This window comes from Wolbachia endosymbiont of Cantharis cryptica (assembly GCF_964277405.1).
Taxonomy (GTDB): Bacteria; Pseudomonadota; Alphaproteobacteria; order Rickettsiales; family Anaplasmataceae; genus Wolbachia.
Genome location: NZ_OZ195521.1, coordinates 72773 through 90575, shown reverse-complemented (window position 1 = coordinate 90575; position 17803 = coordinate 72773). Strand labels below are relative to the sequence as shown.

The following is a 17803-nucleotide window of genomic DNA, read 5'->3' as shown; positions in this document are numbered from 1 at the left end:
CGCTGCAATTTAGCTGCTTTTAAGTACAACTAACCTTAGCTAAAATATTTAAGAAATTTACTAGGCAGAAAAAAAAGGCAAAGAAATCCCGTGGTAGCTAGTTATTACACTCTCTATTTTAAAATTTGACGTTGGGTGATGTCTTGAACGCTTTATAAGCGCGTTTCAGCTTATGTAGGTAAAAACCTAGAAATTTTATAAAGACATACGGTGCACATAGTGCAAAAAATTAAACAATAGTACGCCAAATACAAGTTTTCTTGTCATTTTAATCCGCTGCAGAGATTGCGAAGTTAAATAAAATAGCTTCACTACCATAATAAGAGGACTGGCGGAGTTTGTCAAGGAGTTTTTGTACTTAATTTAAAACTAAAGAGCTCGAATGAAAGAAGGTAACCTCTAAAGTGTACGTTTAATAGCACTGTCTATAAGAGAGATCGTATTATCTATTCCATAAAGCTTTATAAAAGATCCCATTCTTGGACCGGTTTTTTGGCCAAGTAATGTTTCATACAACAACTGAAACCAATCACGTAAGTTGCTGTAATTGTGGTTCTTTCCAACAGAAAAGACCTGAGATTGAATTTCTTCTGCAGTAGCAGTGGTAGATAGAGAATGTATAGTATTCTTCAAATCTAGTAACGCTTCTTTCTCTCTTCCATTTGGAGCTTTGTATGATTTTGTTGGCTTGATGAAGTCGTGATAATACCTAACTGCAAAGTCTGAAAGCCTATCGAGCATTTTATTATTTTCTGGTGTGACGTTTGGTGCATAAGTGGATATAAAACCCCATAGGATCTCCTTGTTTTCAGCATTACAAGCTGCTGCTAGATTTAAAAGTAGCATAAAATTTATACCTGAAATTTCTATACTGGAAACATTGCCTTGATGAATATGCCATGCAGGATTATTTATATCTTTTTCTTTACTCTCATTATAGCACCTTACAAACTCTAGATATTCGTCAGTTGATTTTGGTATCATATCAAAATATAGGCGTTTAGCTTTTTTAGGACTCTGAAAAATGTACAACGCTAAGCTCTCTGTCGGTGCGTAAGTGAGCCACTCCTCAATTGAAATACCATTTCCTTTTGATTTTGATATCTTCTTTCCTTCTTTATCAAGAAAAAGCTCGTAGCAAAACAGGAGTGGTGACTTGTCTCCAAGTATTTTACATATTTGACTTGAAAGCACAGCAGAGGGAGTCAAATCTTTTCCATGAGCTTCGTAATTGACTCCAAATGCAGCCCATCTCATTCCCCAATCCGGTTTCCATTGCAATTTGCACCTACCTTTCGTCACCGAAACTTCCATCTTTTCTCCATTTGAGTCTTTGTATGTGATTGTTCCTTTGTCTGTATTCCTTTCAATTATTGGAACTTGTAAAACTTGAGAAGTTTTTGGACATATCGGCAAAAATGGACTATAGGTCTGCTGTCTTTCTTCTCGGAATGATGGAAGCATTACGTCCATCACTTTATCGTAATTTTTCAGCAAGAGTAAAAGTTTTTCATCATAAATACCAGATTTATAACACTCTGTTGCACTTCTAAACTCGTATTCGAACTCAAATAAATCAAGAAATTTACACAACAGTGAATTCATATGATGACCATAACTTTCATGAGTACCAAATGGGTCGGGTATCACAGTTAATGGCTTATGTAAATGCTCTCTTAGCATCTCCTGATTTGGCACATTATCTGGTATTTTTCGCAAACCATCCATATCATCGGAAACTGCAATGATTTTGGTTTTTATACCAGGAGCTATTTTCTTCAGTGCATTTGCAACAACTGTAGTTCGAAAAACTTCCCCAAAAGTACCAATATGTGGCAAACCTGAAGGCCCATAGCCAGTCTCAAATATTATCTCTTTTTTATTAGGAAATTCTTGTAATATTTTTTCTGCTTCTTGAAATGGCCAGCTCGTCGTCATGAGATTAAATTAGTTATCTTACCTAAAGTGCTACTAATTTCAATAGATTTTTAATTAATGATGTAGTATTAGTGTTAGAGCTATTAATCAGAAGGTTAAAAATATGTCTACAGGTAGCGTACAAACAGATCAATTATTTAAAGGTCTTACAAGACCTGCAATGCTTTTTGGTGTGAGTTATATGTTTGCAATATTAAACGTTCTAATTTGCCTGCTAATTTTCATTAATTCAAATGATCTGAGAGTGGTCCTCTTGGTTTTACCAGGAGTACATGGACTCGGTTATATAGCTTCTGCAAAAGAACCGTTGTTTATTGAATTATTTATGGTAAAATTAGGAAAATGCTCCAAGTGTTTAAATCGTTTTTACCATGGAGCTAATTCTTATGACATTACTTAAAATTATGTGATGCTGAGATTTAGAGCTATTCAATCAAAGAATAAATCTATTTTAAGCAGGGAGGTTCACGCTGCTGAATTTATTCCTTATTCTTGCTATTGGAATAGCACAACCTTAATAACGAAACAAAATTGGTTGGTTAAGTTTATAAAGTTAAGTGGCTTTGCATTTGAAACAGCCGATGATGAAGACTTAGTAATACAGAACAACATCAGGAATCAAATGCTGAGAAGCATCTCATCTCCAGCATTTAGTTTATATTTTCATACTATCAGGCGTAAGAAAAACATTTTTTCTGATGAATTTGCAAGTCAAAATTTGCCAAATTTTTTCGCTAATCATGTAAATCTAAAATGGAGAGAAAAACATGCAACAAGACAATCGTTTATTAATGACCTATACATTACAATTATTCGTAGAGCAGATACAAAAGGAGTAGAATTTTTATCACATCTACTAAAAAAATTCGGACATGTAACTTCAAAACATGCCTGGGAGAGCGACATGCGTGCTGCGTGTGAAGATTTAGAGGAAACGACAAATCGTGTGGTGACGAGCCTTAGGAATTATTCGCCTAAGATCCTTGGAGTAAAAGAAACTCCAAACGGTCTGTTTTGTGAAGTAATGGAATTTCTATCTAGGATTGTAAATTGTGGCTTCGTTACAAACACACTTCTTCCGCTAAGAACTGAAATATCAAGATATCTGCCAGTACATAGGTTATTTTTTGGCCGTAAGATGATACAAGTTGTGACTCATAATGAGAGTAAATACGCTGGAATAGTTAGTATCAAAGAATATGGAAATAATACTTCTGCAGGAATGCTTGATTATTTTTTACAACTTCCTTACGAATTCATCATCACACAGTCTTTTCAATTTACAAATAGGCAAATGGCAATTGCAAAAATGCAGATACAGCAAAATCGGATGATACAATCTGCAGATAAAGCTATTTCCCAAATAGCAGAAATCTCTCACGCGCTTGATGATGCAATGAGTGGTAAGATTGCGTTTGGCGAACATCACTTAACCATTTTATGTATAGAAAAAAGCCCTAAATCATTGGATAATGCTTTGTCGTTGGTAGAGTCTGAGCTTTCTAATTGTGGTGTTTATCCTATCCGTGAGAGAGTTAACCTTGAACCAGCATTTTGGGCGCAAATTCCTGGCAATTTCGACTATATAGTAAGAAAAGGTACGATAAGTAGTCTTAATTTGGCTGGTTTTGCATCCCAACATAATTATCCTACTGGCAATAAATTCAATAACCACTGGGGAGATGCTGTTACAGTTTTTGATACAACATCTGGCACTCCATTTTTCTTTAACTTTCATATAAGGGATGTTGGGCATACCATGATCATTGGTCCAACTGGTGCTGGTAAAACTGTTTTAATGAATTTCCTATGTGCTCAAGCGATAAAATTTTCTCCAAGAATATTCTTTTTTGATAAAGATCGCGGTGCAGAGATTTTCTTAAGAGCATTAGGTGGTGTCTATACTGTAATAGAACCAAGAACTAAAACAAACTTTAATCCTCTACAACTTGATGATACTCCTGATAATAGAACGTTTTTAATGGAGTGGATAAAGTCTTTAATTTCAGTATACAATGGTAAATTTACTTCAGAAGATATTGCACGAATTAATGACGCAATTGAAGGAAATTTTAAATTAAGAAAAGAAGACAGATTCTTAAGAAATCTCGTACCATTTTTAGGACTTGCAGGTCCTGATACCCTAGCTGGAGCAATATCTATGTGGCATGGTGATGGCTCTCATGCTGCAATATTTGACAATAAAGAAGATTTGCTGGATTTTTCAAAAGCAAGAGTATTTGGCTTTGAAATGGCTAATTTGCTCAAAGATCCTGTTGCTCTTGGACCGGTATTGATTTATTTGTTTCATAGGATTAGTATATCTCTTGATGGCACTCCATCTATTATTGTTCTTGATGAGGCATGGGCGTTAATAGATAATCCAGTTTTTGCACCTAAGATAAAGGACTGGTTGAAAGTGCTGAGAAAATTAAATGCTTTTGTGATTTTTGCTACTCAGAGCGTTGAAGATGCAAGTAAAAGTGCTATTAGTGATACACTTGTACAACAAACAGCGACTCAGATTTTTTTACCAAATTTGAAGGCTACTAGTGTTTATCGGGATGTTTTTATGTTAACTGAACGTGAATATATACTAATTAAGCACACAGATCCAAGTACTAGATTCTTTTTGCTAAAACAAGGAGTTAATGCTGTAGTAGCTAAAATAGACTTAAAAGGCTTAGATGATATAGTCAACGTATTGTCAGGACGTGCAGAAAGTGTTCTATTATTACATGATATATTAAAAGAAGTCGGAGATAACCCAAAAGCATGGTTGCCTATATTTTATCAGAAGGTAAAAAATGTTTAAGACTAAGCTGTCATTGCTATTAATTGCGATATTTTTATTAAATATAGATTTTTTACTCTCATATCCAGTGTTTGCAAATGAAGTAAGTGGTACTGACAAGACAGAATTTGTTAGTAGATTCAACTCTGCTGGTAGCTTTAGTCGTGCCTCTAACCCTGACTGTGGAGCGTTTAAAACGGCTGCAGCACTTGCTGGAATAGCGATTGCTGTTGGTGCAATATTTACTGGTATTGTTTTGATCGTTTCTTCTGCTGGTTTATTTACTGCTCTTGTTATTGTTGGAATGATAGCTGCAATTGTTGGGGTTTGGAAAGCGATAGGAGGACTTGTTGTTTGTGAACATAGTTTTGTTAGACACCCAGTTGCACGTGATCATGATGGAAAGTATAAAGATTTCGGATTCTCAAAATCAGAATACTCAAAATATTCAGAGTGCACAAATGAGAATTACAAAAAGGAAGATGAATATTTTAAATGTTTTGATAAGGAAAATGGATCAATAGAAGTAGGTAAAAAAATAGAGAAGGGCATTTTAAACTCCATATCTGACCAAAATGCTGGTGGTTATTACTGGCCAAAAAACGGTGTGCAATACAGTGAATATATAGAAGTATGTCATCGCAATCCTTTAACTTTTGGTAATCTTTTTACAAGTAATATAGACTTTGATGTCAGGGAGAAAGACACTGGATACGTAGATGGGTCATGGTCACCGAAGGTTGACGGTGATCTGGAATGTAAAGTTCTTAAAGCAGGACAGAGTAAAATCATACATGGGTCAACATTCAAAGCAGTAAGAAAAATGGGTAGATTATGTGCGGAGTTAGCCAGTGTTAGCACACTTGGTATTACAATGACTCCTTGGCCGCAAGGAGTTGATATGGGGTGCACGGAATTGCCACCAGACCCGCTTGCTCCTATGTGTGAAAAATCTGTGATGATATTCAAAAATAAAGATGGTACAGGTGAATATAAGGTTGATCTTAGCGACCCCGGAAATAAAGATTACAAAACTATTATAAGGGAAAAGGAAGAGGATAAAAAAGTTTTTTCACATTACAATAATGCTGGCTGTTTTAGCTCGTATGTCTCTGAAGCTTGCTACAATCAGGCGGGAAGTAAATCATTAGCTCCTATTCCCATAACCTCTATGATAGTGCAATGCATTAAGGAATCGTTAGATAATTTAGTGGCAGGTATTGATTCAAGTGGTGATCAATTAAAATATGAGGAAGGAGCAAAAAAAGGACAAGTGAAGGGTAGTTTCTTGTCTGTAGCACAAAAAAGGCTGAAGCACACTGTAACTGCTGTTCTGGTTTTAGCTTTAATACTGTTCTCTATAAAAGCCATGTCTGGTGGAGTTCGTAGTCCACAAGAAATGTATATGTTGATCATTAAATTTGCTTTAGTGATTTACTTTACAACAGGCAGCACCATGTCTCATTATTATGGAGAAATAACAAAACTTTCAAATGGTTTGTCAGAAATAGTGTTGAAAGCATCATCTGAAAGTAAAAACATATGTAATTATGAAGCAAGTAATTACAAACACGGTACAACAAATTACAGCTATCTTGCACCTTGGGATAGGCTTGATTGTAGAATTTTATTTTATTTAGGTGCCCCTTTAGATGGAATTGCTGGCAAAATTGGTACTGGAGGTGTAGCAACATTGGCTATTTTACTTGGTGCTGCTCCTGCCTTGTTAGTTGCAGGTTCGATAATAGGCATTATTTTCGCTGGGGGGCAGATTTTAACAGCTCTTGTTGTTATATTCATGGCCGTTATGATGATGATGGTTATTTTGTGGATGTGCTATGTGTTTATTTTATCTCTAATTGCTTTAAGTGTAATTATCATTTTATCACCTTTATTTATTCCTATGGTTTTGTTTCAGCACACTAAAGGATATTTTGATGGGTGGATAAGAGAATTGATCACCTATAGCCTATATCCAGTTATGCTCTTCGCATTTTTGTCCTTTATGTTCATAGCATGTGATAAAATCTATTTTACAAATTTGAACTTTGAGCTGGACAAGGAATATGAGGAGAAAATAAAAGCCTCGGGTGGTAGTAAGAAACAATGGTTTAAGTTAAGAGATGATGAATGTGATAAAAATGAAACTACTCTAGCGTGTATGATGCAAAACTACAGCTTTAAAAAGAGCAGCATACTTGGTCTATTCGACTTTACATACATGGAATTTGGCAGCTCTCTCATAGGAGAATTACTAAAATTAGCTCTAGTATTATTCCTATTTTATCACTTTTTAAACATTCTTCCTGAAATGGCTGCTGAACTTGCTGGTAATCATAGGGCATCACTCGGTTCTGGTGCTACACCTGGAAAAATGATGTCAAAAGCTTTTTCTGTAGGTAAAGCTATTGCTGGAGCTATTGGTAAAGCTCATTCTGGGGATGCTGCTGGAGCTGCTAAAGATCTTCAGGAGGCTAAGAGAAATACGAATCTTAATGAAGAGCCTAGTAAATCACCTTCTGTAGGAAAAGACAATGGAGGTATTTCCAGTGAAGCTCTTAACGCTACCAAAGGTACTGGAGGTACTGGTGGTACTGAAAGTTAAAGGTGGGTCATAGATGCTTAAAAGTTCAAGTAACCAAAACTTCGGTAGGCTATGCATAAGTTTTTGTTAATAGCGGTATTCTTTTTGTTGTCCGGTTGCGGGGATCACTGTATTAAGCCAGAAGGTTTATCAAACTTGCGCGAAAAATTAGATGTAGTGTCAACAGAGCAGAAGTGGGTTGATTCTGGTGTTAATATCTCAGATAGAATAATAGTAACAGAGATTGATATAGTGCCTAGAAAGGTTAATTTTTGTCCTAAGCAGTATGAAGATTTTGCAATTCGACCTGGGAAAAGTTACGGTACATTGCCATTTGCGCTTAAAGATGGCGATACGATAAGCTTTAGTGTAATTGGTAGTAAAATGTGTAAAAACACCGAGGATAATAAGGAAAGGTATGTGAAAATTGATGAAAAGTGCAGCGAGAAAGAAAAGGAGTATTTTGCACATGTTTTAAATCAAGAAGAATGTCAAGGTGGTATAGATGGTATATGTCCTAATAAGTACATTATAGGTAAACCAGAATGGTTGCATGGAAAAGAGTATTGGAATTCAGATTTATCGAAATCTGATCAAAAGGAGATTGAAAAGATTGTCAAATCTATAAAACAACAAGGAGAAAACATAGACTGCAGCGGGCTTTCAAGTAGTCAGAAAAGTAAAATAGATACGCACATTTTAAATCTACTCTGTGGACGTATATGTAAGTTTTCTTCTAGCAGCGGAAACAAAGGTTGCGTGTATATTGAATACAATAGTGTAGAAGGTGAAATATCCCGGTCCATTACTAATGAATCTATTGATGTTGAAGCTATTAGTAACATACTAAAAGAAAAGCAGGTAAAAACTGACATTACACTATTAAGTATTAACATGGATGATGAAGGTTTTGAGCACATTCCAACAGGTGGCATATGTACTAACTGTGATCATAAGATAAAAAAATACCATCAAACACCAGGTTTAACTTTTAGTTTATGTAGTAGAAAGGACAAGAACTGCTACGATGAAAATGATAAAGGTGGTTTCAATATAAGAGTTACAAAGAATCATAGTCTGGAAAATAGCTTGTATATAAGTGTTTCTGATAAATTCCCTGAGCATAAGCCTGGTGATGAAAATCAGGGGGATATATCTGTGAATATTAGCCAAGTTCATGACGCTCAATATATGGAAGGCTTAAAAGAAAAGTTAAAAGAAAAAAAAGGCACCATATATTACGGAATAAGAGACCATGGTTGCAATTATAAAAATGAAGGTCAATTTAGTATTAACCTAACAACTAAAGAGCCACCTACAAGAACTTTTAGTGCGATATACAACTTTTTTGATGAGAAAGTAAAAACTGCATTTTTTGGTTCCAGCTATAAAGACCCCAACGCGATTCACTCTGATACTAGTCCTGTAAAATCTCTTTACGAAAGTTTTATAAAATCAAGCAGAACAAATACCATTAGATCTACTATAATATCGCTATTAGTACTATATATAACCTTATACACCCTTTACTACTTTTTTGGTTTAACTCATATTTCTATATATGAGTTTTTAATTATATGCGTAAAGATAGGAATTATCACTCAGCTCCTGCAGGATAATAGCTGGAATTTTTTTTATAACAACGCATTTTCTATTTTTATTAACACCCCAAAGCAGTTAATGGAAATAGCAAACTTTAGAGGTACTACATCAAATGTTTTTGAATTTCTCGATTTGCCGTTAAATAGATTTCTGTCATCACATTCAGTGTTGTTAATAGTATCTCTTATATTTTCTGGTCCTTTGGGTATTGTGTCTTTTTGCTTGGTGATTTGGGGCTTAATAACAGTGACCTTATCTATTTTCAATGCCTTATTTTCTTTCATTACATCCATAGCAATAGTTGCATTGTTGCTTTCTTTGGCGCCTATCTTTATTATTTGTCTTCTATTTACGTATACTAGGCAGATGTTCCACAACTGGGTTAAAAACTTGGCAAGATTTGCGATTCATCCAGTAGTGCTTTTAATTTTTATATCACTGATAAGCCAAGTTATGGATTATATCATATATTCAGTGTTTGATTTTGAAGTCTGTTCTACATGCATACTTAATATTAACCTAAAGATTTTTAACCCTTGCATCATCTATGGTTATGCTTCCAAGTATACACCTAATATTACTGCTATGATGGCTTTTGTTATCTTGGGTCATGCTATGAAAGCTTTAGTGGAAGCTTCTTCGACAATATCTGACTCGTTGTTTGGTGTTTATGTGCAAAACGAACCTGGAGGACAATATCAACAAAGCTTAATGGGAACAGTAGGGTTAGATGAACAAAGCGTTCAAAGAAGAGAAAGAGGAGGTGCTTTTCAACAGTCAGGTACGTCAAGACCTCAAATACCACAAGGGACTCAAAGGTCAACGCCTCAGATACCACAACCAGGAAAACAGCAATGATAAGTAAGAGATCGCTATTATTGATACTGTGTCTTGCAATCACTGGTTGTAATATGGATTGTGTCGAACCTGGGTTGCAGAGCAGAAACACTAGTGTTAACGTGGATGTTCCAGTTCATAAAGCTGATGAAGGAATTAAGATCCATTGGGTTGATTCTGGTCAAGTAATTAGCGAGGGTGATAAAATCAAATTTACCCTCGATGGATCAGTAAATTTCTGCCCTCCTAAAGAAGGCAAAAATCCAAAGAAAGTACTTGTGCCTGCTGGCTTTTGTTCTGACGGCTCAGAGCCGAATTATAGTAAAGCTGCAGATATTAATAATGTACCTAATAATTATGGTGTTGATGAAAATGGCGTGAGTAAAAACGAACTGTGTGGTGGTAAAGGTTTTGGGGACAGGGACACCTATAGTAGGAGACGTTATGTTGATACTGGGATTACAGTAAATCCTGGTGATAAGTTGAGCTTCAGCTTAGTTTCCAGAGGAATGGAAATTGATTGTGATAAATTAGACATTCTTAAAGAAAAAGTGATCTTGAATAATGATTATTACAAAAGTAATGGCAGTCAGGCTACTGCAAGGGAGATATGTGAAGGAGGTGAGTTTTTTTATAAAAATGCAAAAGACAAGAAAGTTACACTTGATCAGTTAGATACAAGAAAAGATGGAAAAAAACAAAAATACAAAGTTCTGGTTGGTAACGGCTACACTCCATATGATAATAAGGTGCATTTCAATCAATATCATATTAAAGACAACGAACCATGGATATATGGCTCACTGCTCGATTTACGTCGCACGAAAATAGGGTTAAATGAACTATGCGACGGAAAAAAATGCGACCCCAACGAGATAAAGAAGTACAGCTCTTATGAGCTTAATTGTTACTATCAGAATATATGTTATACTGAAGAGGGTATTTTCAATGCAGGTTTGCGTAAAAAAGGAAGCCGAAACTGTGTCTCTTCTATAAGGTATAAGAAGTATGATAAAGGAAATACATGTGACATGTATTCTCACCTTAAAGAGGTTAAGGATAAGCTTAAGGAGATTGAGGAAAATAAAGGGGATCCCAAGCAGATTAACATTATTGATTTTACATCAAACACCGAAGAGGGTACTAAAGATATTTCCTGGGCTGAAGCTCTTGTTGCAAAAATAAGCGACCCAGGTGATGCAAGTGTTCCTGAAAGCGAACGTGATGATATGAAGGACACTGCTCAAGGTACCCAATGTCTTCCAGAGAAAGAGGGTGCAAAAGGAGATAATGTGTGTTCACAAATTCAAGGTAAATTTGAGGATTTTTCTCTGGAGTTAAATAGTGATTACACAATAAAAGATGTAACACCTGGTAGTAGTGTGATGCTTGCTATCGCAGATTATGGTCACTATGGAGCTAATAGAGGTGGGTACCATGTTAAAGTGACTAGATCATGTGAATATATTAATGGCGAAAAATTGTATGTATATTTAGGCGATAAGCCACCTAAAGATTTGCGTGGTGTAGGAACTAATGATTTCCAAGTAGTAGGAGTAAGAAAAGAAGTAAACGAAAAAGATGAGTATACCATATTAGATGTAATAAACGGAGAACACTTTCAGAATAAAGAATCTAAAAAGATATATTTTGGTATTGATGTAAGCAATGTAGAAAAAGATGATATTACAGATAAAAGTGGCAAATATTATGAAAACAATAAGTATGTTATAACTTTATTTGTAAAAAGAAAAATTAATGATTTTATTTCATCGAATGTAAACGGGGTATTTAAATTTATAAAAGAAGAAGTAATTGGGGACAGCGTTAAAGATTCATATAAAGGATATGCAAGAGGTCTTCTTCAAGGAGTAAGAGCTTTGCTTACTCTATACGTTATATTTACTGTTGTTGGCTATATGCTTGGAACAATACAGCTAAGTAAATTCGATTTTATTGTAAGGATGATGAAGATAGCATTTATAGCTTTTGCCTTGAGCAATAGAAGCTGGGAACTCTTTGGTATAACTTTATCCAAACTTTTTGTAGATAGTAGCACTTATTTAATTGATAGTTTTTCTGGCTATATAGGGGAAGGGGGTAGAAAATTTGCATTCTTAGACTTAACAGCAGGAGTATTATTCACGGGAGAAACTTGGTTGAAGTTTTTATCGTTAATGCTCTCTGGTCCTTTTGGCTTTATTGCTTTTTTGATAATACTCCATGCCAGTTTTACGTTCTTAAAGTGCATTATTAGCGCCACATTTAGATATGTGATATCTACTGTTCTAGTGGCATTTCTACTGTCATTAACACCTTTATTTATCGTATTCATTTTATTTCAACAGACTAAATCCTTGTTTGATAACTGGATAAAAACGCTAGCTCATGTTGCAGTACAACCAGTCATTTTATTTTCATCTTTATCCATTTTAAATCAATTGATGTATTCAGTTTTATATAACCTCACAAATTTTTCTGCATGCTATCAATGTTTAATTAGCGTAAACTTCTTATCGTATGATCTCTGTCTTATGAAATCAATATTACCTCTTGGATATAGTCCTGGCACTAGCGTTGATGTTGCATTAAGCGATGGAGGGAAAACAGGTGGACACTTTGCAGCATTACCTATAGACCTAATCCAGGCGTTTATATATCTCATTATTGCCGGTGCAATGGAAGCTTTTGTTCGTATATCAGAAACTATGGCACAAGCACTATTCAGCTCTGGTTATGGAGTTGCTCAAAGTGTTGGTAAAGTTGCCCAAAGCGCATCACAATCTATACTGTCAACTGTTGGCCTTGATGATAAGACCCAAGGTATGATACAGAACATTAGGCAACAAGTGGGTAAAGATCGACCAAAAATTGAGGTTAAATCCAAACCGCAATCTGAAACACCAAAGCAATCAGACAAACGAGGAAGTGCTGATAGAAAAACGAGTGATGATTCTAGTAGCCCTAAACCTGGAACACAAGAAAAATTAGGGAAAAGAAGTGATCTTAAAGCGAAAAACGAGGAAGAAAAGTGAAAGAAGAAGAATATAAATGATATCATAGAGTAACTAATTAAAAAGATATTTTAAGTAGAGTTTTAGAAATTTATTTCTATATTTGGAAAAAGTTTAGATATGCAGTCACGCTTAGGCAAATGTTGGTTTAGATTACTACTTTTTGCAGCTTATGTGCTGATCACAGGTTGTAATAAGAACGATATGCCTTTCCCAAGATGTATATCTGCTGACTATTTTGGTCCTGAACCTATTACAGTAAGCGCTCATTTTTCAAGCGATCATGATATGTTTATTCCAGAAGATGGAGAAGTTATTGATCCTGAAACTGGGGAAATTAATTATGGTTTTCACCATAACCAGGTAGTGAAGTGGAAAGATACCGGATTAGAAACCAATGGAGATAGCTTAATAGTGCGAGTTAATGGTGCATGGACATCTTGGAGTAATAATAATAAGAAAGAATCTAAAGGCAGTTATAACTTGCAAAGCTTGGAACAGCTAAAATATGCAACCAAATTTGAAAGAGGGAAAGGTGACAACAGTCTGCCTGACTTTCACTTAGTTTGTAATGATTACAAGCCTAGCATACAAAAATTTTCAAGTAAGCCTAAGGCAAGTTGCACTGTGAATTGTAAGTGCGTTAATGAAGATGATAGCAAAAATGCAGTATCACGTGGTGTTCCATGTTGGTTTACCAATGGTCATGGTGCTTATCTTTTGTTTCAAACGGGGAAAGATGATCCTAACGAAAATCTAAAGTTAATACGCGATCCTCAATATCCTACTGTACATCTAGGTTATAACTCCACAGCAGAAGGCGAAAGTGGACTTTTTACTTTAGACAGAGATAGCACTAAATTAAAGGATAGGAATTGTGATTCGGTAAAGTTAGGAAAGGGATGGAAAATATATGTAAAAATATTAGATAGATATTACTTAGATAACGCAGGCGGCTACTCTTTTGAGTTTTTGGGTGGAGTACAAAAACCGAATACCTTTGGATTTTTCAATGAAGTTTATCATTATCTAAAAGACACTTTATTGATCTCACCTAATAAAGATTGTAAAGGTAGTGAGTGTGCAGCTGCACAAACTATGTTTCAAAATATAGCTGAGCATAGCACGAGCTTTCACAATTTCGTCCTTTCCTTACTTGTCCTGTTTATAGTGATTTCATCGCTTCTTTATCTTTTTGGCATGATACGAGAAACTAAGCATGATATGCTCATCAGGATGATGAAAATCACTCTAGTAATAGCGCTTATATCTCCTGGAAGTTTTAGGTTTTTCTATGATCATTTTCTTACTTTATTTGTCACAGGCCTTGAACAATTGATAAGTATAATTACTAATTTTGCTCCCAATATGAACACTGGAGGTAACTCAAATATTGCTCAAGGAGATGAAGCTGCTCGTATCAAGTTATTCAGCTTCATGGAGGATATGTTCAATAAATTTTTTGCTTATTCGGTTTGGAAAAAGTTTGCAGCGTTTTTACATTACCAAATGTGGGCAAGCCTACTTATGATACCAGCAATTTTCGTAGGGATCGTTTTATATTTCTTGTTGTGCTTATATGCTTTCATAATATTTCTCTCTGGTTTTATGGGTATAGCTTTCCTTATAGCTATCATGCCGCTATTCCTAATCTCTATTTTATTTTCACCGCTGAAAAGTCTATTTGAAGGTTGGATAAAATTCTGTATCAGTTTTTGTTTACAATCGATTATGATATTTACCCTACTGTCATTGCTGGCGTCAATTATAATGAATACCTTTTATAGGCAGTTAGGTTTTACTGTATGCTACAATAAATGGCTCGAGGTAAGGTTGTGTGCTCCAAAATGGATGTTTGGTGGTTTTTGTATTATTGATAAGCAGTACTTTGGTTGGACCCCAGGGCAAATTTTCGTACCTTACACTATCGGAGAAGCTTCTCCACTTAACATAGATAAAGATATAGATGGTATAGAAAAGATAAGCAGAGAAGGTGGTGCAATAAAATTTACTGGTGGCGCTGGATATATTCCTCTTCCACCGGATTACGTTGAAAAAGGTTTTCGTTATATAGATTATCCTTTCTTTAATCCAATTCCTGGCACTAAAAATAATCCAGCAGACCATTACATCGCGGAAAATGATATGGTAGTTAATAATAAATGTAGTGAAAATGAAAAAAATTTGGTGCGCTTAACAAACAGTTTATCACACGCAGGAGAAAAATTTGATATCTTATTGCTGATTAATAATATAGACAATAAAATAAGAGGATTTTACTGCAAGTCAAAAGATGAAAGATGCGAAAATTATGAGAAAATAGTAGATGGTTATAGAAAAGGTATCATAGGACCAGATCTGAAAAGAAAAATAAAGTCTTTAGTGCAGAAAGTAGTAGAAAAACGGGGTTGTAGAGTACTGAAACTTCATGATTTATATAAGGATCCCAATAGTAAATACTGTCAGAAATGTAAAGATTGTGAGGATTGCAAAAATTATCAAGATAATAGCGATTATCAAAGGGTGCAAGACATACAGAGGGGCTATTTAATCAATGCAGGGGAAATCTTTATATTATTCTTGCTTTCATTTTTAATGTTTTCCTTACGCGAGTTCATACAACAGATGGGCTCAAGTATAGCTGGTGGTGGATACAGTGTTTACAATATATCTAAGATGTATCAGGCATCGCCTTTAGCTGGCATAGCGGAAGGATTAAAACAGCAGTGGCAAAATTTTGCTGGTGGAAAACTAGAGTCTTTAGGCAGTTGGGCTACTCATTTACCGGATAGATTAGCTGGAGGTACAGCTAACCTACTGGGCAGGGTACCAAGAGTTGGAGGCGTACTGAAACACGCTATTGATGTGCCACGTAAACTTGTAAATGCTACTATTGAAGCAACAAAGTTTGCAACATCACCTGAAAATGATGTTGACAAGCTTGAGGAAAAAATTTACAGGGCATTTGGAGTTGATAAAGAAGATATTACACATAGAAGGATTGGTAAATATTTAGATTATTATAAAGGATATGTAGGGTCACATTTGGGTTATACAATAGAAGATGCTATGAAGTTTACTTGGGAGCATGGCGTTGACTCCATAGGAAAGCATAGCTATAACCATAACCTACTCTATAGAGCAAAAGAATATAGGCGAGATTTCTTAGAGAAGCTTCATGATTACACTATCGGACGTAAGAGAAAGCCGGAAAGATATAAGGATGAAGGTGGTAGCAGTCAATCAGCGCCAGATCCAAAACAAGGCGAGGACCAGCCAAATGAATCAATAAGAGGTGTACCGGATGAGCCAAGAGAAAGAAGTGGGGATGAGGACAACAATGAAGGCTAGTAAAAAAAATTTCAAAGGTCTTGATTACTATAAATTGCAGCAAGACGACGATGGCAACATAAAGTTAAATGACTATGATGACGTTTTGAATGCGCGTAGAGCAAGAGTGGATCTATTATTAGATAATACACTGCCAGATAACGACATCAACCTCGCTAAATTGAATGAAGCTTTGAGTGAGAAATTTATAGATAATCATGAGTTGTTATCCGAATTTGATAAGGAAGATCAAGAAATTGCGCAAGAAGAGCTTAAGGTGTTTAGTATTTTAGAAAACCTTGAAGACCTTAAAAGCGTGAAAAGTGAAGATCTATTAGAGGTTAGTTTGTTACTATCGGATCTTAGCTTCATAGAGAGAAATGTTGTACTAAATACCGATCAGAATTCTGATCTTACAGAGTTTAAAAGTCTATTTATCGAAAAAAAGGCATCTGGTGAGGAGTATAGTGATGAAGAATGTAAAAGCTTTCTCAATAACATAGATAAAATCAACACTATAATTAAGTTAGAGTTAGAAAGCAGAATTGAAGGGATAAATCATGATGAAAAACATGGCCATGATGATTTACAAGATGAAATTGGTCATGCAATGAATACCGAAGATAAATCAAAAGAAAGCATTAAATGAAACGAAAAACTTACTTGACAAACTCCACCAGTCCTCTTATTATGATAATAAGGGTATTTCTGACTCAAAACTTGTTTTTGACCTGCAGGCTCAATGACAAAATTCAGTAAAAAACTTAAGGTATTTTTTGGCGGATTACATAAAATTATGGCGGCTGCATGTCTTTTAAATTTTTTCTACATTCAGCCAAATCGCGCTTATATTAAGCGTTAGCACATTATTACAGCGCCACTTACAGTAATAGAGAGTCAAAACTCGCACTACGGGGTTTCTTTTGCCTTTTTTTCTGCTTAGTAAATTTCTTAAACGTTTATCGCTAAGGTTAGTTGCAATTAAAAGGCAGCTAAGTCACACTTATTAAGCGTTTTAGAATAAAAAAACGCCGATATTTCGACACAAAAGTAAATACCACGGGGCTTCTTTTGCCTTTTTTTAGGTTATGCAAGAGTCTATTGACATTAATCATATAGTATTAAATAATTAATTATTTTGGAGCTTATTTAATATGCTACGCATCATTGCAGGCAAATATCGCGGAAGAAAAATAACTACAGGTAAGCATTTAGCTGCACGGCCAACTATGAGTATTGTCCGAGAAGCAATATTTAGTATACTTTCCTCAAGAAAACCTATTTATAACTCAAGTGTACTGGATTTATTCTGTGGTAGTGGCTCTTTTTCATTTGAAGCGCTTTCTCGCGGCGCTAAACATGCATTCATGGTGGATTCAGACTATTACAATTTGCAACTGCCTAAAAAAACAGCAAAAGATTTTGGAATTACGGACAATATCACGCTAATTTGCTGCAGTGCTAACGGATTACCAAAACCTATTTCAAAATGTGACATAGTTTTTATAGACCCACCTTATGATAGTAATCTAGTTGAATCAACATTGAATGGGCTAGCTCACTCAGGCTGGTTAAGTAATGATGCGTTGATAATTCTAGAGATCAAAAAAGATGAAGATTTTCAATGCAACGAAAATTTTAGCGTAATTTTGGAACGTACTTACGGTATAGCAAAAATAATTTTTCTTTCTCTATCAACTTAAA

9 protein-coding genes are annotated in these 17803 nt (G+C 35.1%); 8 read left to right on the top strand and 1 reads right to left on the bottom strand.

Features of this window, described 5'->3' with window-relative positions; genetic code table 11:
- Window positions 1-399: 399 nt before the first annotated feature.
- Entirely contained in the window at window positions 400-1938 is a 1539-nt protein-coding gene (locus ACICP6_RS00425) for a lysine--tRNA ligase (RefSeq protein ID WP_395463174.1), read from the bottom strand.
- 103 nt (window positions 1939-2041) lie between these two features.
- Here ACICP6_RS00425 and ACICP6_RS00420 point away from each other — a divergent pair, with 103 nt between their 5' ends.
- The 8 genes from ACICP6_RS00420 (at window position 2042) to rsmD (ending at window position 17802) form a co-directional block, all read left to right on the top strand.
- A complete protein-coding gene (locus ACICP6_RS00420; protein WP_395463173.1) occupies window positions 2042-2338 on the top strand; it encodes a type IV secretion system protein VirB3 in 297 nt (98 codons plus the stop codon).
- A gap of 9 nt (window positions 2339-2347) precedes the next feature.
- Window positions 2348-4753, top strand: coding sequence for a VirB4 family type IV secretion/conjugal transfer ATPase (locus ACICP6_RS00415; RefSeq protein WP_395463172.1), 2406 nt, complete (start codon window positions 2348-2350; stop codon window positions 4751-4753).
- Window positions 4746-7337 carry a type IV secretion system protein gene (locus ACICP6_RS00410; RefSeq protein WP_395463171.1) on the top strand — a complete coding sequence of 864 codons (2592 nt, stop codon included), beginning with the start codon at window positions 4746-4748 and terminating at the stop codon, window positions 7335-7337. Before ACICP6_RS00415 ends, ACICP6_RS00410 begins: the two co-directional genes overlap by 8 nt.
- 51 nt (window positions 7338-7388) lie before the next feature.
- The gene (locus ACICP6_RS00405; protein WP_395463170.1) at window positions 7389-9776 is read left to right on the top strand and encodes a type IV secretion system protein; all 2388 of its coding nucleotides are present in this window, start codon (window positions 7389-7391) and stop codon (window positions 9774-9776) included.
- Complete coding sequence (locus ACICP6_RS00400; protein WP_395463169.1) at window positions 9773-12790, top strand: type IV secretion system protein; 3018 nt, start codon at window positions 9773-9775, stop codon at window positions 12788-12790. Before ACICP6_RS00405 ends, ACICP6_RS00400 begins: the two co-directional genes overlap by 4 nt.
- A 99-nt stretch (window positions 12791-12889) precedes the next feature.
- Window positions 12890-16120 (top strand): type IV secretion system protein, encoded by a 3231-nt coding sequence (locus tag ACICP6_RS00395; RefSeq protein ID WP_395463168.1) that lies wholly within the window; start codon window positions 12890-12892, stop codon window positions 16118-16120.
- Window positions 16110-16748: a hypothetical protein gene (locus tag ACICP6_RS00390; RefSeq protein ID WP_395463167.1), complete on the top strand. Its 639-nt coding sequence runs from the start codon at window positions 16110-16112 to the stop codon at window positions 16746-16748. The genes ACICP6_RS00395 and ACICP6_RS00390 overlap by 11 nt, the downstream gene beginning before the upstream one ends.
- A 505-nt stretch (window positions 16749-17253) precedes the next feature.
- Complete coding sequence (rsmD, locus tag ACICP6_RS00385) at window positions 17254-17802, top strand: 16S rRNA (guanine(966)-N(2))-methyltransferase RsmD (protein WP_395463166.1); 549 nt, start codon at window positions 17254-17256, stop codon at window positions 17800-17802.
- Window position 17803: the final 1 nt, after the last annotated feature.